The sequence below is a fragment of the Umezawaea sp. genome (genome assembly GCF_057122925.1).
Genome location: NZ_DBNGPQ010000080.1, coordinates 41,026 through 62,224, shown reverse-complemented (window position 1 = coordinate 62,224; position 21,199 = coordinate 41,026). Strand labels below are relative to the sequence as shown.

Annotated in this window: 20 protein-coding genes; 9 read left to right on the top strand and 11 right to left on the bottom strand. The window is 71.4% G+C overall.

Annotation, left to right across the window (positions count from 1 at the left end):
• Positions 1-39 precede the first annotated feature (39 nt).
• Positions 40-1,005 carry a zinc-binding dehydrogenase gene (locus AC156L_RS17695; protein WP_330881680.1) on the top strand — a complete coding sequence of 322 codons (966 nt, stop codon included), beginning with the start codon at positions 40-42 and terminating at the stop codon, positions 1,003-1,005.
• Positions 1,006-1,044: 39 nt separating this feature from the next.
• On the opposite strand, the gene AC156L_RS17690 is transcribed toward AC156L_RS17695, so the two are convergent.
• The 4 genes from AC156L_RS17690 to AC156L_RS17675 form a co-directional block, all read right to left on the bottom strand.
• On the bottom strand, positions 1,045-1,650 hold the full coding sequence (locus AC156L_RS17690; protein ID WP_330881678.1) for a DsbA family oxidoreductase: 606 nt from the start codon (positions 1,648-1,650) through the stop codon (positions 1,045-1,047).
• Positions 1,651-1,755: 105 nt separating this feature from the next.
• A complete protein-coding gene (locus AC156L_RS17685) occupies positions 1,756-3,354 on the bottom strand; it encodes a DUF885 domain-containing protein (protein ID WP_330881676.1) in 1,599 nt (532 codons plus the stop codon).
• Positions 3,355-3,357: 3 nt separating this feature from the next.
• Positions 3,358-4,404: an NAD(P)H-dependent flavin oxidoreductase gene (locus tag AC156L_RS17680; protein ID WP_330881674.1), complete on the bottom strand. Its 1,047-nt coding sequence runs from the start codon at positions 4,402-4,404 to the stop codon at positions 3,358-3,360.
• 17 nt (positions 4,405-4,421) lie between these two features.
• Positions 4,422-5,897, bottom strand: coding sequence for a chitinase (locus AC156L_RS17675; RefSeq protein WP_330881672.1), 1,476 nt, complete (start codon positions 5,895-5,897; stop codon positions 4,422-4,424).
• Positions 5,898-6,136: 239 nt separating this feature from the next.
• Here AC156L_RS17675 and AC156L_RS17670 point away from each other — a divergent pair, with 239 nt between their 5' ends.
• Positions 6,137-6,574: an HD domain-containing protein gene (locus tag AC156L_RS17670; RefSeq protein ID WP_330881671.1), complete on the top strand. Its 438-nt coding sequence runs from the start codon at positions 6,137-6,139 to the stop codon at positions 6,572-6,574.
• A 127-nt stretch (positions 6,575-6,701) separates the two neighbouring features.
• Positions 6,702-6,932: a hypothetical protein gene (locus AC156L_RS17665; protein ID WP_330881669.1), complete on the top strand. Its 231-nt coding sequence runs from the start codon at positions 6,702-6,704 to the stop codon at positions 6,930-6,932.
• 186 nt (positions 6,933-7,118) lie between these two features.
• Here AC156L_RS17665 and lepA read toward each other — a convergent pair whose 3' ends face one another.
• Positions 7,119-8,954, bottom strand: a complete 1,836-nt coding sequence (gene lepA, locus AC156L_RS17660) for a translation elongation factor 4 (RefSeq protein WP_330881667.1) — start codon at positions 8,952-8,954, stop codon at positions 7,119-7,121.
• Positions 8,955-9,055: 101 nt separating this feature from the next.
• Between lepA and AC156L_RS17655 the strand changes: the two genes are divergently transcribed.
• Entirely contained in the window at positions 9,056-9,493 is a 438-nt protein-coding gene (locus tag AC156L_RS17655; protein ID WP_330881665.1) for a type II toxin-antitoxin system PemK/MazF family toxin, read from the top strand.
• A gap of 87 nt (positions 9,494-9,580) precedes the next feature.
• On the opposite strand, the gene AC156L_RS17650 is transcribed toward AC156L_RS17655, so the two are convergent.
• The 4 genes from AC156L_RS17650 to AC156L_RS17635 are packed head-to-tail and all read right to left on the bottom strand — an operon-like array spanning position 9,581 to position 13,828.
• Entirely contained in the window at positions 9,581-10,339 is a 759-nt protein-coding gene (locus AC156L_RS17650) for a DUF4142 domain-containing protein (protein ID WP_330881663.1), read from the bottom strand.
• A 32-nt stretch (positions 10,340-10,371) separates the two neighbouring features.
• Positions 10,372-11,214 carry a transglutaminase family protein gene (locus tag AC156L_RS17645; protein WP_330881661.1) on the bottom strand — a complete coding sequence of 281 codons (843 nt, stop codon included), beginning with the start codon at positions 11,212-11,214 and terminating at the stop codon, positions 10,372-10,374.
• Positions 11,211-12,161: an alpha-E domain-containing protein gene (locus AC156L_RS17640; RefSeq protein ID WP_330881659.1), complete on the bottom strand. Its 951-nt coding sequence runs from the start codon at positions 12,159-12,161 to the stop codon at positions 11,211-11,213. The genes AC156L_RS17645 and AC156L_RS17640 overlap by 4 nt, the downstream gene beginning before the upstream one ends.
• Positions 12,161-13,828 (bottom strand): circularly permuted type 2 ATP-grasp protein, encoded by a 1,668-nt coding sequence (locus tag AC156L_RS17635; protein WP_414720105.1) that lies wholly within the window; start codon positions 13,826-13,828, stop codon positions 12,161-12,163. The genes AC156L_RS17640 and AC156L_RS17635 overlap by 1 nt, the downstream gene beginning before the upstream one ends.
• 126 nt (positions 13,829-13,954) lie before the next feature.
• Here AC156L_RS17635 and AC156L_RS17630 point away from each other — a divergent pair, with 126 nt between their 5' ends.
• Complete coding sequence (locus AC156L_RS17630) at positions 13,955-16,540, top strand: P-loop NTPase fold protein (RefSeq protein WP_330881655.1); 2,586 nt, start codon at positions 13,955-13,957, stop codon at positions 16,538-16,540.
• Positions 16,541-16,553: 13 nt separating this feature from the next.
• On the opposite strand, the gene AC156L_RS17625 is transcribed toward AC156L_RS17630, so the two are convergent.
• Together AC156L_RS17625 and AC156L_RS17620 are read right to left on the bottom strand one after the other, a co-directional pair.
• Positions 16,554-17,918 carry a polysaccharide lyase 6 family protein gene (locus AC156L_RS17625; RefSeq protein ID WP_330881653.1) on the bottom strand — a complete coding sequence of 455 codons (1,365 nt, stop codon included), beginning with the start codon at positions 17,916-17,918 and terminating at the stop codon, positions 16,554-16,556.
• Positions 17,919-18,047: 129 nt separating this feature from the next.
• Entirely contained in the window at positions 18,048-18,509 is a 462-nt protein-coding gene (locus AC156L_RS17620) for a GNAT family N-acetyltransferase (RefSeq protein ID WP_330881651.1), read from the bottom strand.
• 97 nt (positions 18,510-18,606) lie between these two features.
• Here AC156L_RS17620 and AC156L_RS17615 point away from each other — a divergent pair, with 97 nt between their 5' ends.
• The 4 genes from AC156L_RS17615 (at position 18,607) to rpsT (ending at position 21,100) form a co-directional block, all read left to right on the top strand.
• On the top strand, positions 18,607-19,530 hold the full coding sequence (locus AC156L_RS17615) for an SPFH domain-containing protein (RefSeq protein ID WP_330881649.1): 924 nt from the start codon (positions 18,607-18,609) through the stop codon (positions 19,528-19,530).
• Positions 19,531-19,537: 7 nt separating this feature from the next.
• Positions 19,538-19,741, top strand: a complete 204-nt coding sequence (locus AC156L_RS17610) for a type II toxin-antitoxin system antitoxin (protein ID WP_330881647.1) — start codon at positions 19,538-19,540, stop codon at positions 19,739-19,741.
• Between the two features lie 80 nt (positions 19,742-19,821).
• On the top strand, positions 19,822-20,577 hold the full coding sequence (locus AC156L_RS17605; RefSeq protein WP_330881645.1) for a VOC family protein: 756 nt from the start codon (positions 19,822-19,824) through the stop codon (positions 20,575-20,577).
• 262 nt (positions 20,578-20,839) lie between these two features.
• Positions 20,840-21,100, top strand: coding sequence for a 30S ribosomal protein S20 (rpsT, locus tag AC156L_RS17600; RefSeq protein WP_330881643.1), 261 nt, complete (start codon positions 20,840-20,842; stop codon positions 21,098-21,100).
• The last annotated feature ends 99 nt before the right edge of the window (positions 21,101-21,199 follow it).

Sequence of the window (21,199 nt, the reverse complement as noted above, 5' to 3'; positions counted from 1 at the left end):
CACCGCAGGCCGCCCAGGTCAGCTGGGTATGTTCGCTGCATGTTCGCCGTCTACGCAGCCGAGCCGAGCCCGCAGGACCCCCTTGCCGCGTTGCGGGTGGGTGAGCGTCCCGAACCGGAGGTGCCGGAGGGCTGGGTGCGCGTGGGGGTGCGAGCGGCCAGCCTGAACATGCACGACCTGTGGACGCTGCGGGGCGTCGGGATCAAGGCCGACCGGTTCCCGATGATCCTGGGGTGCGACGGCGCGGGGGTGCTCGACGACGGCACCGAGGTGGTGCTGCACTCCGTGATCGGCGACCCGGCGTGGTCGGGCGACGAGACGCTCGACCCCGGCCGGACCCTGCTGACCGAGAAGCACCAGGGCACGTTCGCCGACCACGTCGTGGTCCCGAGGCGCAACGCGCTCGCCAAGCCCGCCGGGCTGTCGTTCGCCGAGGCCGCCTGCATGGGCACGGCGTGGCTGACCGCCTACCGGATGCTGTTCGTGAAGTCCGGGCTGCGGCCCGGCCAGACGATGCTCGTGCAGGGCGCGTCCGGCGGGGTGGCGACGGCGCTGGTCCAGCTGGGCCGCGCGGCCGGGTTCCGGGTGTGGGTGACCGGTCGCACCGAGGAGAAGCGGGCGCTCGCCGAGTCGCTGGGGGCGCACGCCTCGTTCGAGTCCGGCGCGCGGCTGCCCGAACGGGTGGACGCGGTGTTCGAGACCGTCGGCAAGGCGACCTGGTCGCACTCGATGAAGGCGCTCAAGCCGGGCGGCATCGTGGTGATCTCCGGCGCCACCAGCGGGGACGCCTCGGCGGCCGAGTTGCAGCGGCTGTTCTTCCTCCAGCTGCGCGTGGTCGGCTCGACCATGGGCACGCGGGAGGAGCTGGCCGACCTGCTGGCGTTCTGCGCGCTGAACGACCTGACGCCGCGGATCGGTCAGGAGCTGCCGCTGGAGCGCGCCGAGGAGGGCCTGCGGTCGATGCTCGACGGCGAGACCTCCGGCAAGATCGTCTTCACCCGCTAGACCTCTCGGGCGCGCCTCCCGCGGGAGGCGCGCCCGTGGTCAGGCCCCGCGCAGCAGTTCGAGGATGACGGACGGGTCCTGCGCGCCGGACACGCCGCGGTTGCCGACCACGAACGTCGGCACCGAGCGGACGCCGATCCCGATGCCCTCGGCCAGCTCCTGGCGGACCCGCGCTGTCAGCGCCTCGTCGTGCAGCGCCTCCTCGGCCCCGGTCAGGCCGGCGTCGGCGGCCAGCTTCACCAGCACGTCCGGGTCGCCGACGTGCTGCCCCTCGGTGAAGTTCGCCCGGAAGATCCGCTCCTGCACGGCCCCCTGGACGCCCTGCTCGTGGGCGAGGCTGATCAGCTTGTGGGCGTCGAGCGTGTTCGCCTGCCGGGTCGCGCCGAGGTGGTACTCCAGACCGACGCTCGCGGCGACCTGCTCCACGCGCTCGTGCGCGGCCTTCACCGCGTCCGCCCCGCCGAACTTCGCGGCCAGCGCCTCGGTCATCGGAGCGCCGTCGTTCGGCGACGACGGGTCGAGCTGGAACGGGCGCCAGCGCACCTCGACCGGCTCGCCGTCCCACGCCTCCAGGGCGCTCTCCATCTTGCGCTTGCCGATGTAGCACCAGGGGCACACGACGTCCGACCACACTTCGAGTCTCACGACAGGTCGCAACACCCGACTGCCGGACCTTGTTCCCGAATCGCCCCCCGAGCCCGGCGGCACCGCGTTCGACCCCGTCCCACGGCAGCGGGGGGACGGGCTCCGTCACGGGAACCGGCGCTCGACCAGGCGGGCGAGCGCGTCCATCGGCAGCGGGCCGTTGGCGAGCACGAGGTCGTGGAACCCCCGGAGGTCGAACCGCTCCCCCGCGCGCTCGGCGGCTTCGGCGCGCAGGCGGTCGAACTCCAGGCGCCCCACCATGTACGCGAGCGCCTGCCCCGGCATCTCGATGTACCGGTCGGTCTCGGACTGGATGTCCACGTCGGACATGGCGGTGAACTCCCGCAGGTACTCCACGACCCGCGCGCGGCTCCAGCCGAACGCGTGCAGCCCGGTGTCGACCACCAGCCTGGCGGCCCGCATCGAGTCGCTCGCGAGCATCCCCAGCCTGGCGACGTCGTCGGTGTAGAGCCCCATCTCGTCGGCGAGCCGCTCGGTGTAGAGCGCCCAGCCCTCGATGTGCGCCTCGATCGACGCCACCCGGCGCAGCAGCGGCAGGCCCTCGACCTCCTGGAGCAGCGCGAGCTGGAAGTGGTGCCCCGGAACGGCTTCGTGGAAGGCGACGGACTCGGCGGTCGTGCGGTTCTGCTCCCGCACCCGGTGGGCGTTGACGAAGTAGGTGCCCGGCCGCGACCCGTCCATCGCGGGGTCGATGTAGTACGCCATCGGAGCGTTGAGCTCGTCGGCCTCGGGGACCTGCTCCACCACGCACTTCGCGACCGGCACGCGGCCGAACCACGACGGCGCGGCGCGCTCGGCGCGCTCGATCGTGCCGCGGGCGACGGCCAGCACCTCCTCCGCGTCGCGCCACCTCAGGGTGTCCATCCGCTCGCGCACGGCGGCCAGCGTCGGGTAGCCCAGCGCGGCGTACTCGTCGGCGAGCCGGGCGATCAGGTCCACCCCGGTCCGGTGCAGCTCCTCGGGGGTGCGGTCGGTGGTGGTGAACACCCGGACCAGGGCCGCGTACGCCGCGTCGCCGCCGGGCAGCGCGCACAGGCCCGGCCGGTCGTCGGAGCGGCCGTGCGGCTCGACCTCGGTCACCACGAACCGCCGGTAGTCCGCGAACGCGGGCCGGACCACGTCGGCGAGGAGCCGGTCGCGTTCGGCGAGGAGCCCGTCGCCCAGCGGGACCTTCGCCAGCGGGTCGCCGTGCGGGTGGGCGAGGTAGCGCTCGATCCTGGCCAGGGCCGAGTGGACCAGGCGCGTGAGCGGGAGCCGTCCGGCGGCGATGCCCGCCCGGTTGCGGTCGGCCACCTGCGCGAGGAACCCCGGGATCGCGGCGAGCCTGGCCAGGTAGTCGCGCTGAGCGGCACCGCTGGTCGGCCGCACCAGCGGCAGCGTGCCGAGCAGCCCGGTGACCGGGGCCAGCAACGACTCGGAGTAGGTGTGCTCCACCAGCTTCGCGTCGATCCGGTCCACCAGTCCGTCCGCCTGGTGCAGGACGACGGCGAGGGTCGGGTCGTCCGGGTCGGCGGCGGCTCGGGCGCGGTCGCCGATCGCCACGGCCCGAGCCCGCATCTCGGCCTCGCCCGCCTCGCTGACGTCGCGGAGCCGGTCGTCGCGGCCCCCGACCCCCAGCAGGGTGGCGAACAGCGGATCGGCGTCCAGGACCAGCTCGACCGCGTCATCCGCCAGCTCGCCCACCGTCTACTCCGCTCCGAACCTGGCGGCGGCGTTCCGGATCGCCGTCCGCGCCTCGTCGTCCAACCGCCGCACCAGGTCCGCGGCCGGTGCCTCCTGGATCAGCGAGTAGGTCTGGCCCGCCCACAGCGACATCAGTTCGGGATCACCGGTGGCGCGGATCGGTTTCGTCATCAGGTGCAGGTTCGGGTACGCGGCCGGGGCGTGCGCGGTGTTCTCGCTGAGGAACCGGTTCACCAGCCCTCGGGCGGGCCTGCCGCTGAACGCGCGGGTCAGGGCGGTCCGGCGGTTCCTCTCCCGCAGCGCCGCCCGGTAGCCGGGAGCGGTGCCCGCCTCGGGGCACAGCAGGAACGCCGTGCCGAGCTGCGCGGCCACCGCTCCGGCCGTGACGACGGCGGCGACGTCCGCGCCGGTCACCAGCCCTCCGGCGGCGACCAGCGGCAGGTCGACGGCGGCGGCCACGAGCCGCAGGGCGGCGAGCGTGCCGAACAGCTCGCCGCCGCCCGGCGAGACGCCGTCGTCGGTGAGGGTGCCGCGGTGCCCGCCCGCGTCCGCCCCCTGCACGCACAGCGCGTCGGCGCCGATCTGGGCGGCCTGCCTCGCCTCGGCCGGGGTCGTCACGGTCACGACCGTGTACGAGCCCGCCGCGCGCAGCCTGCGCACCTCGTCGACGTCGGGAAGGCCGAAGGTGAACGACACCACCGGCACCCGCATGGCCAGCACCAGTTCGAGCTTCGCGGCGTAGGAGTCGTCGTCCCACACCGGGTCACCGGGCCGGACCCCGGCGAGCGCGGCCTGCTCGGCCACCCGCTCGCGGTAGACCGACAGGTCCACTGTGGACTTCGAGCCCGGCACGAAGAGGTTGACGCCGCAGGGCCGGTCGGTCAGCTCGGCGACCTCGGTGAGCTGACCTGCCAGCGCCTCGACGGTGAGCAGGCCGGCGGCCAGGAAACCCAGGCCACCGGCCGACCCCACTTCCGCGACCAGCTTCGGGGTGGACAGGCCACCCGCCATCGGCGCGGCGATCACGGGTACCGCCAGTCGTTCCAGCATGCACCCGACAGTAACCGCTACGGCAGCGAATCCAGGTGCGGTGCCACGGCGTTCGCGAACGCCCAGCCGTTGCTGGCGTCCCAGTTGATCGACCAGGTCATCGCACCGCGGATCGTCGGGTACGTGGTCGACGGCTTGAAGCTGCCGCAGTTCGTGCCCCTGGCGAGGCAGCTCAGGGCGTTGTTCACGGTCTGCGGCGAGACGTAGCCGCTGCCCGCGCCCGACGTCGACGCGGGGAGGCCGATGCCCACCTGGTCGGCGCGGAGCCCGCCCTGGAGCTGGATGCAGGCGAGCGCGGTGAGGAAGTCCACCCCGCCCTGGCTGTAGACCTTCTGGTCGCAGCCGAGCATCGAGCCGGAGTTGTAGTACTGCATGTTGACGATCGTCAGGATGTCCTTGACCGCCAGCGCCAGCTGGAAGTAGCCGCCCGCGGTGGACTGCATGTCGATGGTCTGCGGAGCCATCGTGATGATCTTGCCGCCACCCGCGTGGATCTTGCGCAGCGCCGACGCCATGTGGGTGGCGTTGATGCCGTTCTCCAGGTCGATGTCGACGCCGTCGAACCCGTAGTTCGCGATCAGCGAGTTCATGCTGGTGGCGAAGTTGTTCGACGCCGTCGCGTCACCGACGCCGATGGTGCCCTTCTCGCCGCCGACCGACAGGATCACCTTCTGGCCACGGGCCTTCACGGTCCGGATGTCCGCTTTGAACTGCGCGTCGGTGTAGCCGCCCAGCGCGCTGGACAGGCCGGGGTCGAGGGCGAACGTCACCGCGCCCGGCGTACCGGGGACCGCGTCGGCGAACGAGACCGCGATGATGTCGTAGGTGGTGGGCACGTCGGCGATCTTCAAGACCCTGGCGCCGTTGTTGAAGTTCTGCCAGTAGCCCGTGAGCACGTGCTTCGGCAGCGACGTCCCGGGCTGGCCGGGCGTCGTCGTGGTCGTGGTGGTGGTCGTCGTCGTGGTCGTCGTGGTGGTGGAGGTCGTCGTGGGCGGGGTGCCCGGACCGTCCACGGCGACGTCGTCGGCGAAGTACGCGGGCTGGCCGTACCAGCCGTGCAGGTAGATGGTCACCGTGGTCGCCGACGCGCTGGTGAAGTCCAGCGACAGCTGCGTCCACGAGCCCGAGCCGGGCGTCCAGGTGCTCTTCTCACCCGTGCTCGTGCCGGTGGCACCGAGGTAGGTGTAGCTGCCCTGCACCCAGGCGGACAGCTTGTACGCGGTGTTCGGCACCACGGTCACGGTCTGCGAGCAGCGCGCGTTGTCCTGCCCCGCGGGGGCGCCGGACAGCGCGAACGACCCGGAGCGCTTCGGGCTGGACACCGCGGAGGCGCCGCCCGAACAGGTCCACGAACTGGTGTTCCCGGCCTCGAAGCCGAAGTTGCCCACCAGGTTCGCCGCGGACGCGTTGCCCACGACGATCAAGCCAAGGCCCGCGAAGGCCACGAGCGCGCTCAGCACAGCGACCAGCGCTCGTCTCGTCTTCGTACCCACGTGCACCTCACCAGATCCACTCGGCGGCCGCGGCCCGGACACGTGATGTGGGCCACCCGAAAAATGGACTAGACCACTAGCGCCTGTCAAGGTTTCCGAACGCGTTGGGCCGAAAGCTCCGCGGCGGTTGGGCCGAACGGCCTGAAACGGACCGGTGGGCGTTTATCCCGTGGTGGACTGGGAATGCAGGCCACAGGACAGCAACACGGTCATCCGACCGTGGAGGTCGGAGGAAGATCATGACGTTCACGCTCCCGGATGCCGTCAACCTCGCCCGTCGGGCGCACGAGGGCCAGGTCGACAAGTCGGGCAACCCCTACATCGACCACCCGCTGCGGGTCATGACCCACGTGGACGGTGTCGCCGAGCAGATGGCGGCCGTGCTGCACGACGTCGTCGAGGACACGACCGTCACGCTCGACGAACTGGTCGAACTGGAGTGCCCGTCGATCGTCGTGCGGGCGGTGGAGGCGTTGACCCACTTCCCCGACGAGCCCCAGTCGGCCTACCTCGCCAGGGTCGCCGCCGACCCGATCGCACTGGCGGTGAAGCGCGCGGACATCTCCGACAACCTGTCGCCGGACCGGACGGCGCTGCTCGAACCGGCCGAGCGCGAGCGCCTGCGCGAGAAGTACGAGACCGCCCTGCGACTGCTGGACTACTACGAGAACGGGTGAACGTGCCGTATACCACAGGTAACGGCGTCCTGCGAGACAGATCACCCTCGGAATCGATGCAGAAGGGCGAAAAAAGGTGAAGGATGGGTGGTGCACGAAGACCGAGCACCACTAGTCGAAGGACGAGATGACACACCCCACCACCGCCATCAGGACACTGCGCACCAGCCTGTCGAGCCGCCGCGCGGCCCGGCGGAGCCGCCAGAGCCTCGAACGGCAGTTGGCCAGCTACAACACCCCGAGCGACCGGCTGGACCTGGACGCCATGCTGGACCGGCACGACTCCGAGGACGCCGCCGAGATCAAGGCGATCCTGCACAGCCAGTCGATGGAGCGGATCATCCGCACCGGGAACTGACGGCTAGGCCGTTCACCGTCGAACGCGTCTGCGCGCCCGTTCCGAGGGCCGTGATCTGACAGCAGGTTCGACGTCCCACCCAGAGGCCACCCCGGCAACGCTGCCGAGGGTGGCCTTCGTCGTCGCGGGACACGCGAAAGCGCCGCGCGCTGGTGGCGCACGGCGCTTCCGATGGGGCTCGGACTACTACTTCTTCTTCTTGTCGTCGTCGGTCGACAGCGCCGCCACGAAGGCCTCCTGCGGCACCTCGACGCGCCCGACCATCTTCATGCGCTTCTTGCCGACCTTCTGCTTCTCCAGCAGCTTGCGCTTGCGGGTGATGTCACCGCCGTAGCACTTGGCGAGGACGTCCTTGCGGATCGCGCGGATGTTCTCGCGCGCGATCACCCGTGAACCGATGGCGGCCTGGATCGGGATCTCGAACTGCTGGCGGGGGATCAGCTCGCGCAGCTTCGACGCCATCCGCGTGCCGTAGCCGTACGCCGAGTCCTTGTGGCAGATGGCGCTGAACGCGTCGACGGCCTCGCCCTGGAGCAGGATGTCGACCTTGACCAGCTCCGAGCTCTGCTCGCCCGACTCCTCGTAGTCCAGCGACGCGTAGCCGCGGGTGCGGGACTTCAGGTTGTCGAAGAAGTCGAAGATGATCTCGCCGAGCGGCATCGTGTAGCGCAGCTCGACGCGGTCCTCGGACAGGTAGTCCATGCCACCGAGCTGGCCGCGCTTGCTCTGGCACAGCTCCATGATCGCGCCGATGTAGTCGCTGGGCGCGATGATCGTGCACTTGGTGACCGGCTCGTAGATGTCGGCCATCTTGCCGTCCGGCCAGTCGGACGGGTTGGTCACCGTGTGCACGGCGCCGTCCTCCATGACCACGCGGTAGACCACGTTGGGCGCGGTGGAGATCAGGTCGAGCCCGAACTCCCGCTCCAGCCGGTCGCGGGTGATCTCCAGGTGCAGCAGGCCGAGGAAGCCGCAGCGGAAGCCGAAGCCCAGCGCCGCCGACGTCTCCGGCTCGTAGGTCAGCGCGGCGTCGTTGAGCTGGAGCTTGTCCAGCGCCTCGCGCAGCTCCGGGTAGTCCGAGCCGTCGACCGGGTACAGGCCGGAGTAGACCATCGGCCGGGGCTCGCGGTAGCCGGCCAGCGGCTCGGTCGCGCCCTTGCGCTCGGAGGTGACGGTGTCGCCGACCTTCGACTGGCGGACGTCCTTCACGCCGGTGATCAGGTAGCCCACCTCGCCGACGCCCAGACCCACGCTGGGCTTGGGCTCGGGCGAGATGATCCCGACCTCCAGGATCTCGTGCACCGCGCCGGTCGACATCATCTTGATCCGCTCGCGCGGGGTGATCTTGCCGTCCACGACGCGGATGTAGGTCACGACGCCGCGGTAGGTGTCGTAGACCGAGTCGAAGATCATCGCGCGGGCCGGGGCGTCGGCGTCGCCCACGGGCGGCGGCACCTTCAGCACGACCTCGTCGAGCAGCTCCTGGACGCCGAACCCGGTCTTCGCCGAGACCCGCAGCACCTCCTCGGGCTCGCACCCGATGATGTGCGCGATCTCCTTGGCGTACTTGTCCGGGTCGGCCGCCGGGAGGTCGATCTTGTTCAGCACCGGGATGACCGCGAGGTCGTTCTCCAGCGCCAGGTAGAGGTTCGCCAGCGTCTGGGCCTCGATGCCCTGCGCGGCGTCCACCAGCAGCACGGCGCCCTCGCAGGCCTCCAGCGCTCGGGACACCTCGTAGGTGAAGTCCACGTGGCCGGGCGTGTCGATCATGTGCAGCACGTGCGGCTTGTCCGCCACCTGCCACGGCAGGCGCACGTTCTGCGCCTTGATCGTGATCCCGCGCTCGCGCTCGATGTCCATGCGGTCCAGGTACTGGGCGCGCATCAACCTCGGGTCGACGACGCCGGTGATCTGCAACATCCGATCGGCCAGGGTCGACTTGCCGTGGTCGATGTGAGCGATGATGCAGAAGTTCCGGATGAGGTCCGGAGGCGTGAACGTCTTGTCGGCGAACGTGGTCACTCAAGTTCCTCGCGCATTAGGACGGGGGACACCACATCATCTCATGGCGCGCGAACCCGCTTTTACCTGCTCATGTGAGACGCAGGCCATAAGCTCTGCCGGTGTTCGCAAATGGAGAGGACGCCCGCCCGCTCAAGGGCGCGGTCCGCGAGGTGCACTCGGCCGCTGTCGCCGCCACCCTGGAGTACTCCCCCGACCTGGACGGCCTGGCCGATCCGGGCGAGATCGTGTGGGCGTGGGTGCCCTTCGAGGAGGACCCCGAGCGGGGCAAGGACCGCCCGCTGCTGGTCGTGGGCAGGCACCGGCGCTCGCTGCTCGGCCTGATGCTGTCCAGCAAGGAGCCGGACGGCCACGAGCTGGACGACTGGGCCGACCTCGGCTCCGGCCGGTGGGACCGCGACGGGCGGCACTCCTACCTGCGGCTGGACCGCGTGTTCGAGCTGGACGAGCACGACATCCGCCGCGAGGGCTCCGTGCTGGAGCCGGAGCGGTTCAGCACGGTCGTCGACGTCCTGCGCTCGCGCCACGGCTGGCGCTGACCCCGTCCACCGGTCGGATCCCCCCGCGCCGGGCGAGGCGCGGGGGGATCCGCCCAGCGGGACGTCGAACCGCTGGACCGAGGGGTGCTAGCCGCGGAACCGCTGCTTGGCGCGGCCCCCGAGGAGCATCCTGAGCCCGACCAGCGTCACCACGATCAGGACACCGCCGATCACCAGGATGAGCGGCATGCTCATCTCCGGGCCGACCGCGGCTTTGACCTGCGGGGCGGCGGCGCCCGCCGCGGGCGCGATCGTCGCGATCGGGATGTTCTTGGTGTCGGTGAAGTCGACCTTGCCGGTCTTCTCCAGCACCGTGATGTGGTCGAGCACCGTGCGCATGCAGACGTCGGCGTAGTCGCGGATCAGGGTGTTGCGGGTGCCCGCGCGCACCTGCGACAGGAAGATGTAGACCTTGCCGTGCGCGGCGCGGAGCCGGTTGGCGTAGATCTTGTCGAACTCCTCGCTGCCCGCGGGGGCCGCGGTCATCTCGCGGAGCCAGCCCTGCTGGTCGGCGTTGGGCGTCGTGGGCAGGGGGACGTTGAGCATCTTGCCCAGTTCGATCACGCGGGCGTCGAGGTCGGTGTGCCCCTCGATCAGGTGCCGACCCGCCTCCTGCACGAGGGGGTTGGCCGACTTCTCCACCCCCATCTGGCCCGCCGGGCCTTCCCAGAGGCCCGCGAGGCGGACCTTCACCAACATGTCGCGGGCCGCTGCGTCAAGCGGCCCCCACTGGGTCTGCTCGACCTCGGTGTTCACCGGCTGGCCGGTCGCGGTTCCGGCCAGGGGCAGGGCGAGCGCGGCGAAGACAACGACCAGCGACGCGGCAGCAGATCGAAGGAGGCGCATGCCCCTGACTACGGATGGGACGCGGTAGGGGTTCAAGCCAAACGGGTAACTTCCACCGTCACGTCCAGGGCCGAGGCGTCGCCCCCGGAGTAGGTGCCCTTGAGGGGTGCCACGTCGGCGTAGTCCCTGCCCAGGGCCACCCAGATGTGCCTCGGCCCGACCGGGATGGCGTTGGTCGGGTCGTACCCCCACCAGCCTCCCGTCCAGGCCTCGACCCACGCGTGGCTCTCGCCGCGCACGGTCTCCCGCACAGCGCCGTCCGGCTTGGTGTGCAGGTAGCCGGAGACGTACCGCGACGGGACGCCCATCGCCCGCAGCAGCACCAGCGTGAGGTGCGCGAAGTCCTGGCAGACGCCCTCGCGGGCGCGCCACGCGTCGACCGCGGAGCTGTGCACGCCGGTCGAGCCGGGCTGGTACTTGAGCTGCTCGTGCACCCAGTGGCACGCGGCGAGCACCGCGTCCGCCGGGGTCGCGCCCCTGCGCAGGTCACGCGCGACGGCCGCGAGCTCCTTGTCCTTCGGCACGTACGGCGTCCAGTCCAGGAACTCCGTGTACCGGTCGACCAGCGCGTCGGCCTTCAGGTCCGCCCAGCCGCCGGAGCGGATCGGCTCGTTCTCCTCGCCGGTCTCCACGACCGACGACGCGACGACCTTCAGCTCCACGTGCGGGGCGTGCAGGTCGAACGACGTGACCTCGGTGCCCCAGTAGTCGGTGTACCGGTAGGACCTGGTCGCGGGCGTGGTCTCGACCCGGCTGACGACGACGTTCTGCCGCCGGTCGCCGCGCGGGGTCAGCCGCGCCTCGTTGTAGGACTGGGTGACCGGCAGGGCGTACCGGTACCCGGTGGTGTGCACCACCCGCACCCGCCAGCTCACGAGGTCACCTCCGCGTTGGTCCACGCCACCCACGGCACGGAGTGGAAGTACTGCAACGACACGGCTTCGCCGACGTCGCGGACGGTCGCCTGGAGCGCCTCGAGCCTGCGCGGCAGGTCGTCGAGGAGGTCGTGGGGGCGCAGGAACTCCAGGTCGCTGCGGGCCTGGCCGAGCAGCCGCAGCGCCTCGGCGCGCGCCCCGACCCGCACGCTGGGCTGGTGGTCGAGGTGCTCCAGGCACGACTCCGCCTGCCGCAGCGCGTGGAACACCGAGCGCGGGAACAGCCGGTCGAGCAGCAGGAACTGCACGACCCGGCCCGCGTCCAGCGCGCCCCGGTAGGTGCGCAGGTACGTGTCGTGCGCGCCCGCCGAGCGCAGCACCGTGACCCAGCCGGGGGAGGACGCCTTGTCGCCGACGCGGGAGAGCAGCAGCCGGACGATCATGTCGACGCGCTCCACCGAGCGGCCGAGGACGAGGAAGCGCCAGCCGTCGTCGCGGCTCATCGTCGAGTCGGCGAGCCCGGCGAACATCGCCGCGCGCTCCTCGACGAACGAGAAGAACGCGTGCGGGCCGACCGTGCGGGCGTAGCGCTGCCGCTCGGGCACCGCGTTGTACATCGTGTTGAGGCACTCCCACATCTCGCTCGACACGACCTCGCGGGCGCCCTTGGTGTTCTCCCGCGCGCTGCTGACCGACGCGACGATCGACCCGGCGTTGTCCCCGGAGTACGCCACCAGCTCGGTCAGCGACCACACGTCCAGGACCTTGCCGTCGTCCGGCGGCTCGATGCCCAGCACGGCCAGCAGCTGGCGGCTGGTCGCGTCGGGGTCGACGGTCGCGTCCTCCAGCAGCTGGTGCACCGAGACGTCGAGGATGCGGGCCGTGTCGTCCGCGCGTTCGACGTACCGCCCGATCCAGTACAGCGACTCCGCGTTGCGAGCGAGCATCAGGCCTCCCCGGTCCGGTGCGAAAGCTGCTGCTGCTGTTGCTGCTGTTGCTGGGAGCTGGACAGCTCCGGCCCCTGCTCGGCGGCGATGGCGGCCACCTTCCCCGCACCCGCGAGCCCCGGCTCCGCCAGTTCGCGCTCCACGGTGGACGACCGCGGCGCGAGCACCCACGTGTCCTTCGACCCGCCGCCCTGCGAGGAGTTCACGACCAGGCTGCCCCTCGGCAGCGCCACCCGCGTCAGCCCGCCCGGCAGGACGAAGATGGAGTCGCCGTCGTTGACCGCGAACGGCCGCAGGTCGACGTGCCGCGGCACCAGCCGGTCGCCGATCTTGGTCGGCACCGTCGAGAGCTGCACCACCGGCTGCGCGATCCAGCCCCGCGGGTTGGACCTGATCCGCTTGCGCAGCGAGTTCAGCTCCCTGGTCGTCGCGTACGGGCCGAACACGATCCCGTACCCGCCGGAGCCCTCGACGGGCTTCACGACCAGCTCGTCGAGGTGGTCGAGCACGGAGGAGCACTCGTCGGGCAGCCAGCAGCGGAACGTGTCCACGTTCGGCAGCAGCGGCTTCTCGCCCAGGTAGTACTGCACGATCTCCGGCATGTAGGTGTAGACGAGCTTGTCGTCCGCGACGCCGTTGCCCACGGCGTTGGCGATGACGACGTTGCCCGCGCGGGCGGCGTTGAGGAGCCCGGCGACCCCGAGGACGGAGTCCGGCCGCAGGTGCACCGGGTCGAGGAAGTCGTCGTCGATGCGGCGGTAGATCACGTCCACCTGCCGCTCGCCCTCGGTCGTGCGCAGGTAGACGAGGTTGTCGCGGCAGAACAGGTCACGCCCCTCGACCAGTTCCACGCCCATCTGCCGCGCGAGCAGCGAGTGCTCGAAGTACGCCGAGTTCGCCACGCCGGGCGTCAGCACGACGACGTTCGGGTCGGCCGCGTTCGGCGCCGCCGCGTTGCGCAGCGCCCGCAGCAGGTGCACCGCGTAGTCGCCGACCGCCCGCACCCGGTGCCGCGCGAACAGGTCGGGGAACACCCGCGCCATCGTCCGGCGGTTCTCCATCACGTACGACACCCCGGACGGGCAGCGCAGGTTGTCCTCCAGCACCCGGAACACGCCGTCCTCGTCGCGCACCAGGTCCACCCCGGACACGTGGACGCGCACCCCGTTGGGCGGGTTGATCCCCGTCGCCTCCCGGTGGAAGTGCTCGCAGGACGTGATCAGCCGCCGCGGCAGCACCCCGTCCCGCACGATCTGCGCGTCGCCGTAGATGTCGGCGAGGAACATCTCCATCGCCCGCACCCGCTGCACGATGCCGCGCTCGAGCTTGGTCCACTCCGACGCCGTGAGGATCCGCGGGATCAGGTCCAGCGGGAACGGCCGCTCCTGCCCGGACAGCGAGAACGTGATGCCCTGGTCGACGAACGCCCGCCCCAGCGCCTCCGACCGGGCCGTCAGGTCCTCGACCTCGGACGGGGCGATCGAGTCGTAGAGCGCCCGGTACGCCGACCGGACGCCCTCGTCGGAGTTGAACATCTCGTCGTACGCGCCCGCGTGCGGCCGGTCGGGGTCGAGGTAGTCGTCGAACAGCTTGCTCGGCCGCGGGGCCGTCACGGCACGGCCGCGCCGCAGGGCTGAAGTGCGCGTTCGACGTTCCATGGTCGACATACTGACCCGCCGGGTGGCGTTCGCGCACTACCCGGAGCGGGGAAGTGCGGGACGGAAACGTGGCGGAAACATCACGGGTCCGCCGACGCCGTCACCCGGTGTGACCGCGAAGGCGACAATGGTGGTGTGGAGCCTTCGTCGAGCCCCCTCGTCCCGGACCCCGGCCCCGACCCGGTGCTGTCGATCGACACGGGTGCCGTGGTGCTCGGCCTGGCCGCGTTCACCGCCTCGGACGGCGTCCCCGTGCTCGCGGCGGCGTGCGCCAGCGGCGAGATCCCGCTCTGGAACGCCGAGACCGGGACGCCCCGCGGTTCGCTGGGCAGCCACCTGGGTCCCGCCAGGGTGGTGCGAGCGGACGGGACGTCGTACCTGGTGACCGTGAGCACCGATCGGAGCGTGCGGGTGTGGGACGCGGACACCGCCGGGTACCTCGGCGGCGTCCAGGTGAACGACGTGGTCCAGGACGTGGCGCTGTACGGCCACCCGTCCGCGCGGCGGATCGCGATCGTCACCGGCGCGGGCGCGCTGCGGACCGCCTCCGTCGACTCACCGGACGTGGTCGGCGAGTCGAGCGTCGCGGACGTGACGGCGGTGGCGGCCCACGGCGGAGGGCTGGTCATCGCGCACGCGGACGGCCTGACCGTGGAGGCGGGCGGGAGCAGGAGGCACTTCGCCGCCCCGGCCGGGATCCGGCTGATGGCCGCGGCGGGCAACCACCTCGCGACCTGCGGCGTCGACGACGCGCTCGTGCTGAGGAACCTCGACACCGGCGAGAAGGTCCGGCGGCTGAGCGGCCACACGACCACCGTGACCGCCCTGGAGTGGATCCCGGTGGCGAACGGCGGCCACCTGCTCGTGTCGGCGAGCGACGGCGGCACCCTCCGAGTGTGGGACCCCGACACGGGCGCGCAGACCGGGGTCTTCGCCCCCTCGGGCCGGATCAGCGCGTTGACCAGCTTCACGGCCGCCGACGGCCGTCAGCGCGTCGTCTCGGCGGGACCGGACGGGATCGTCGAGGTGTGGGACCCGCTGCACCCGCCGCTGCCCCGCCTCGGCCCGGTGCTCACCCGCGGTTTCGGCGACCGGACGGCCACCGTCGACCTGCTCGGCCGCGACGCGTTCGTCCGCACCGCGGCCGAGTTGCTGCGCCCCCAGTCCACGACGGACTCCGACGTCGGCCCGAACGTCCTCACCGTCGAGGGTCCGTGGGGCTCCGGCAAGAGCACGGTGCTGGAACTCGTCAAGGCCCGGTTCCCCACCACCGTCGAGACCGGACCCGGCGAGCGGCTCCGGGTCTGGCAGGCCGACCGCCTGCTGCGCCGTCCCCCGGTGGGCCGTCCGACGAACGACGTGCCGCACACCGGGTCCGTCGTGGCCACCTTCAACCCGTGGCGCCACCAGTCCAGCGAACAGGTGTGGGCAGGCTTGGCCAAGTGCGTCACCAAGGCGGTGGAGGAAGCGCTCCTGCCGGACCCCGACGGCCGTGAGCGGCACTGGTTCACCAGCAACACCGCCCGGATCGACCGGCGGCACACCCAGCGGGAGCTGTGGAAGCGGATCAGGTCCCCGTTCCTCACCGTCGGCGTCCTCGGGCTGGGACTCACGATCGTCGCCCAGCTGGCGAGGCTCCCGATCCCGCTGCCCTGGCTGGTCACCGTTCCGGCCGCTCCGCTGGTCCTCGGCCTCCTGCACACCGCGAAGCGCTACCTCTGGGACCGGGCGTCGGCGTTCCTGCCCGGTGAGCTGTTCGCGGGTCCGGTGAGCATGGCCGCGGCGAGCGCCCAACCGGTGGCCGACCCGTACTACAACGCCAGGTCCGGCTACCTCTACCTGGTCCAGCACGACGTGGCGGAACTCCTGCTCGACCTGGAGCAGCGCGGCCTCCAGCTCGTCGTGTTCGTCGACGACCTCGACCGCTGCACCCCGAGGACCACCGCCGAGGTGTTCGAGGCGATCAACGTGTTCCTCTCGGACGCGTTGCCCCGCACCAGGTTCGTCCTCGGCCTCGACCCGGTGGTCGTGGCCTCGCACGTCGACCACGCCTACCGGGAGCTCGCCGAGGCCGAGGTCGTGGCGCACCCGGACGACCCGAGTCCCGGCTGGACGTTCCTCCGCAAGCTCGTGCAGCTCCCGATCCGGCTGCCCCGGACCACCGCCGACAACGTCACCCGCGTGCTCGACGCGCACCTCGGCCCGGTGCACCGCTCCGCTCCGGACGTCGTCGAGGAGCCCGCCCGCCCCTCGGCCGGGTCGACGCCCACGGCGTCGGCGACCACCGGCGGCGAACCCGGCACCGGCTCCCGGCTCCCGGCCCCCGTGGTCGAGGCCGTGGTGATCGCCATCGAGCGGCACCCGGCCGTCCGCGACTACCTGCACCGCCGGTTGACCGCCCAACCCGAGCAGTCGATCCGCGAGGAGAAGCGGCTCATCAACGTGTGGCAGTTCTACCTGCGCGCGCTGGCTCCCCTGGACACCGCCCGCGCCTGCCACCTGGTGACCATCGCCGAACTGGTCACCAGGTGGCCCGCCTACCAGCACATCCTCCGCAACCACCTGGGGAACCTCGCCGCCGCCAAGGACGACGACCTCGCCTGGGGCACGGCACTGGCGAAGGCGCAGTTCAAGCACGCGGGCGCGGCGGCCAACCTGCGCGCGCTGCTGAACGACTGCGACGCGCGGGCGGTCGTCGCGCTGGCCGAACGCCTGCTCTAGTGCGGTGACCGCGCTAGGGAGCCGACGGACCCACGTCCGCCCTCGTCAGCGGCTTGCGCGCCACCGACCCGCCGAACTCGTCCGCACCCACGTCCAGCGCGCCGGTCCGGGCGTGCGGGTCGAAGTCGGTCGTCACGGTCGGGTAGCTGCCCGCGGCCGTGTCGACCGCCGGGCTGCCCGCCGACAGCCGCGACAGGCCCGCCGCGTCCACGACGAGCTTCGGGTCGACGTCGCGGTAGCCGTGGGGGATCCCGGCCGTGGCACCGAAGACGATGTTGCCCTCGTACCGCACCGTCGACCCGCTCGCGATGTCGACCAACCGCGTCTGCGCCGTCCCGCGCACGATGTTGTTGGCCAGCACGCAGTCCTTCGGCAGGAACGCGCCACCGTCGTTGTCGACCACCTGCCCGGTGCCGATCAGCGTGTTGAACGCGACCGTGACGCGGTCCGGCCGGTCGTGACCGGTGCTGGTCGGACCGCTGTCGGCCTCGCTGCCGGTGCCGAACACGATCGCGCGGTCACCGGAGTTCTGGACGTAGTTGTTGACGACCCGGTGGTCGTTGCCGTGGAAGCGGACGCCGGAGCCGAGCAGGACGTTGCCGTCGACCAGGTTGCGGTTGCCGTGGCGCAGCACGACGTAGCCCGTGCTGTCGCGGATCGTGTTGTGCCGGATGACGTTGTCCGACGACTTGACCGAGATCGCCTCGGGGTCGCCGTCGGCCTTCTCGAACAGGTTCAGCTCGATCACCGCGCGCGCCGACTGCGACTGCTTGTGGCTGTAGCCGAGCCGGATGGACTCACCGCCGTTGGAACCGGTGAACGCGTGGTTGTAGAAGTGGTTGCGGTGGATCCTCGTCCGCTGCGCGATCGTCGTGCCGGGGCCGGAGACCTGGAGGAACACCCCCTCGGTGCCGCGGTTCTGGAACGTGTTGCGGTCGACCTCGACGTCGTTGCCGTTCACGGTGACCCAGTTGCCCGCGCTCGTGAGCTGCACGGAGTTGCGGGTCAGCCGCAGGTGGTGGGCGTCGCCGGGCACCGACAGGCCGCCGCCGTGGCGGAGGGCGAAGCCCTGGAGCACCACGTCGTGCAGGCCCGCGGCGAAGGAGAACCCGGTGCTGCCCTTGATCTCGGCGCCGCCGACGGTGGCCGCCGCGACGGTGATCGGCGCCCCGGAGGTGCCGGACCTCGTGATCGCGATGGCGGCGTTCGCGGTGTACGAGCCGTTCGCCAGCTCGATGCGGTCACCGGGGCCCGCGTTGCTCAACGCGGTTTGCAGTGCCGACAGGCTCGTCACTCTCACCACGGCCGCCGACGCGGGAACCGCCGCGCCGACGCAGATCACCGCGGCCGACAGGATCACGGGTAGAACTCGCCTCATTGCCAACTCCACAGGTCCGCTGGCGGCGGCCCCAGCACCGTAACCGACGATCGGCGGCGAACCTAGTGCCGCGCTCGCCGCGTGTTCGGCGCTGAGCAGGACGCCTGGGTGCCGCCACCGATCGTGGCCCTAGAGGGCGAGCGCCATCCGGACGTGCGGCGGCTCGCCGCCCCGGCCCACCTCGCACCACCCGTGGCGGGAGTAGAAGCCGCGGGCGCGGGTGTTCGGCTCGAACACGTCGAGGCCCGCGACCTCGGCCCCGGCCGCCCGCCAGACGTCGACGCACGCGGCGTGCAGCGCGCCGCCGACCCCCCGTCCCCAGTGGTCGGGACGTACCTGGAGCTGGAGCAGTTCGGCCCCCACGACCAGCGCGAACCCCACCACGACGCCGGAGTCCTCCGCGCACAGCCAGAGCCGGTCGGGCCGTTCGACCCGGTCGGCGTAACCGGTGGCGCGGACCTCCTCCTCCCACGCGGCCAGCTCCGCTTCCGGGAGGTGGCCCTCGTAGTAGCTGCGGCGGGCCGGGACGTGGACGTCGACGATGGCCTGCGAGTCGGCGGCCCGTGCGGTGCGCACGACGAGGTTGCCCATGGTCGGTGGACGCGCGGCGAGGCCGGAGGTTGCGACCAGGCCTATCAAAGTGATATCACTTTAATAGCAAGCGGGACGAGGACAAGGGGTGGGGACGATGAACGCGACGACCGACATAGTGGAGCGGATGCCCGCACCGGCGATCCGGGAGCGCGAGGCTCTGGGGCTGTCGGGGATCCCGGCGTTCTTCATCGGGCTGGCCGTGACCCTCGCGGGCGCGGCGACGATCGTGCTGAGCGTGGTGAACGACCCCGACGACCCGAACGTGCTCCTGATCGTCGCGGGCTCGCTGGTCGCGGTCGCCGGGGGGATCGGGCTGGGCGGGCTGTTCACCGTGGCGCCGGGCGAGGCCAGGGTGCTCCAGTTCCTCGGGCGGTACGTCGGCACGGTCCGCACGGACGGGCTGCGGTGGGCCAACCCGTTCACCACGCGCAGGAAGGTGTCGACCAGGATCCGCAACCACGAGACGTCGGCGCTGAAGGTCAACGACGCCGACGGCAACCCGATCGAGATCGCCGCGGTCGTCGTGTGGCAGGTGGACGACACCGCCCGCGCCCTGTTCGAGGTCGACGACTTCGTGCGGTTCGTGGGCATCCAGACCGAGACGGCGGTGCGGCACATCGCGAACAGCTACCCGTACGACAACCACGACGAGGCGGGGCTGTCGCTGCGGGAGAACGCCGACGTGATCACCGAGACGCTGTCGATCGAGATCGCGGCACGGGTGCAGGCCGCGGGCGTGCACGTGATCGAGTCGCGGCTCACGCACCTCGCCTACGCGCCGGAGATCGCCCACGCGATGCTCCAGCGGCAGCAGGCGGGAGCCGTGGTCGCGGCCAGGTCGAGGATCGTGGAGGGCGCGGTCGGCATGGTGGAGCTGGCGCTGGAGAAGCTCGCCGAGCACGACGTGGTCCAGCTCGACGAGGAGAGGAAGGCGGCTATGGTGTCCAACCTGCTGGTCGTGCTGTGCGGCGACCGGTCGACCCAGCCCGTGGTCAACACGGGATCGCTGTACACCTGAGGACGACGTGGTAGAGCGCAAGAGCGTCCTGCTCAGACTCGACCCGGCGGTGCACGACGCGCTGACCAGGTGGGCGGGCGACGAGCTGCGGAGCGCCAACGCGCAGATCGAGTTCCTGCTCAGGCGCGCGCTCAAGGAGGCGGGCAGGCTGCCCGGTTCGGCGGCCGAGCAGCCCAAGCGCGGCAGACCGCGCAAGGAACCCGAGGACTGACCACCCGGCCGCGCGCCCCCACGGGTCGCGCGGCCGCTCCGCACCCCCGAGACTGTGCGGGTGATCGAGGGAGGCAGGCCATGAGCGAACTGACCACGCCGTACGCGCACGGCACGCCCGCGTGGGTCGAGCAGCTGACGACGGACCTGAAGACCACCGCGGACTTCTACCGGGGGCTCTTCGGCTGGGACTACGAGACCGACGGGTACACGATGGCGCTGCTGCGCGGCCGACCCGTCGCCGGGTTCCGCGAGATGCCGCGCGACGCGCTGTTCTCGGTGGTGTGGACGACCTTCCTGGCCACCGACGACGTGGACGAGTCGGTGGAGCTGACGACCGAGCACGCGGGCACCCTGCTGGTGCCGGTGTTCGAGATGGAGGGTCGGGGTCGCGGCGCCATCGCGGCGGACGCGACCGGCGCGTCGTTCGGCATGTGGGAGGCAGGCACGCACATCGGCGCGTACGTCGTGAACGAGCCGGGCGCGGTGGTGTGGAACGAACTGGCGGCCAGGGACCTCGACCGCGCGGCGGAGTTCTACCGCGACGTGTTCGACGTCGAGGCGGAGAGCACCCCCGACGCGGGCTACACGCGGTTCAAGGTGGACGACCGGGCGGTCGGCGGCGCGTTCGCGATGACCGACGAGGTGCCCGCCGACATCCCCCCGCACTGGATGACCTACTTCGGCGTGACGGACGTCGACGAGGCCGTCGCGCGGGTCGTGGAACTCGGCGGGATCGCGGTGGGCGACCCCACCGACTCCGCCCTCGGCCGCTTCGCCACGGTCGGCGACCCGCTCGGTGCCCCCTTCCGGATCCTGGACGTCTCCACGGGCTGAACCGCCGCGAACTCAGCTGGCGCGGATCCCCGCGACGCCCTCACCGGTCCCTCGTCGAGAGCAGGCCCACGGCGGGGCGGTCCTCTCCCGAGGCCCCGCTCACGGTCCGCTGACCAGCCCGGTTCCTGCTGGTCGGCGACCTGCTGCTAGTCTTGCTGGCCGTACCCGCGTGGCATTCCGCACTGGAGGAAACCTGCCCTCACCGGCAGGGCCGAAACACCAACGCGGTACACCCCCAACGTAAGAGAACGAGGGCGTCAGCATGGCCAACATCAAGTCCCAGCTCAAGCGGATCAAGACCAACGAGAAGGCTCGGCTGCGGAACAAGTCCGTCAAGTCTTCCCTGAAGACCGCGGTGCGCAAGTTCCGCGAGGCCGCCGACGCCGGCGACAAGGACAAGGCCACCGCGCTCCTGCAGGACGTGTCCCGCAAGCTCGACAAGGCCGCGACCAAGGGCGTCATCCACGCCAACCAGGCCGCCAACAAGAAGTCGGCCCTGGCGAAGCGCGCCAACCAGATCTGATTCGTCGATCGGGTCCTTGCCGAGAGGGCGTCACCCCCAGGGGTGGCGCCCTCTCGGCGTTCCACGGAAGCTGCCCTCCGCCGTGAGCAGCGGCACCCA

What these genes read in the sequence shown, in the direction of transcription:
- AC156L_RS17635 (WP_414720105.1), bottom strand. Translation starts at nt 13,828, where the DNA reads ATGTCGACCATGGAACGTCGAACGCGCACTTCAGCCCTGCGGCGCGGC.
- AC156L_RS17620 (WP_330881651.1), bottom strand. Translation starts at nt 18,509, where the DNA reads ATGGGCAACCTCGTCGTGCGCACCGCACGGGCCGCCGACTCGCAGGCC.
- AC156L_RS17695 (WP_330881680.1), top strand. Translation starts at nt 40, where the DNA reads ATGTTCGCCGTCTACGCAGCCGAGCCGAGCCCGCAGGACCCCCTTGCC.
- AC156L_RS17615 (WP_330881649.1), top strand. Translation starts at nt 18,607, where the DNA reads ATGAACGCGACGACCGACATAGTGGAGCGGATGCCCGCACCGGCGATC.
- rpsT (WP_330881643.1), top strand. Translation starts at nt 20,840, where the DNA reads ATGGCCAACATCAAGTCCCAGCTCAAGCGGATCAAGACCAACGAGAAG.
- AC156L_RS17625 (WP_330881653.1), bottom strand. Translation starts at nt 17,918, where the DNA reads ATGAGGCGAGTTCTACCCGTGATCCTGTCGGCCGCGGTGATCTGCGTC.
- AC156L_RS17640 (WP_330881659.1), bottom strand. Translation starts at nt 12,161, where the DNA reads ATGCTCGCTCGCAACGCGGAGTCGCTGTACTGGATCGGGCGGTACGTC.
- AC156L_RS17670 (WP_330881671.1), top strand. Translation starts at nt 6,137, where the DNA reads ATGACGTTCACGCTCCCGGATGCCGTCAACCTCGCCCGTCGGGCGCAC.
- AC156L_RS17605 (WP_330881645.1), top strand. Translation starts at nt 19,822, where the DNA reads ATGAGCGAACTGACCACGCCGTACGCGCACGGCACGCCCGCGTGGGTC.
- AC156L_RS17680 (WP_330881674.1), bottom strand. Translation starts at nt 4,404, where the DNA reads ATGCTGGAACGACTGGCGGTACCCGTGATCGCCGCGCCGATGGCGGGT.
- AC156L_RS17650 (WP_330881663.1), bottom strand. Translation starts at nt 10,339, where the DNA reads ATGCGCCTCCTTCGATCTGCTGCCGCGTCGCTGGTCGTTGTCTTCGCC.
- AC156L_RS17665 (WP_330881669.1), top strand. Translation starts at nt 6,702, where the DNA reads ATGACACACCCCACCACCGCCATCAGGACACTGCGCACCAGCCTGTCG.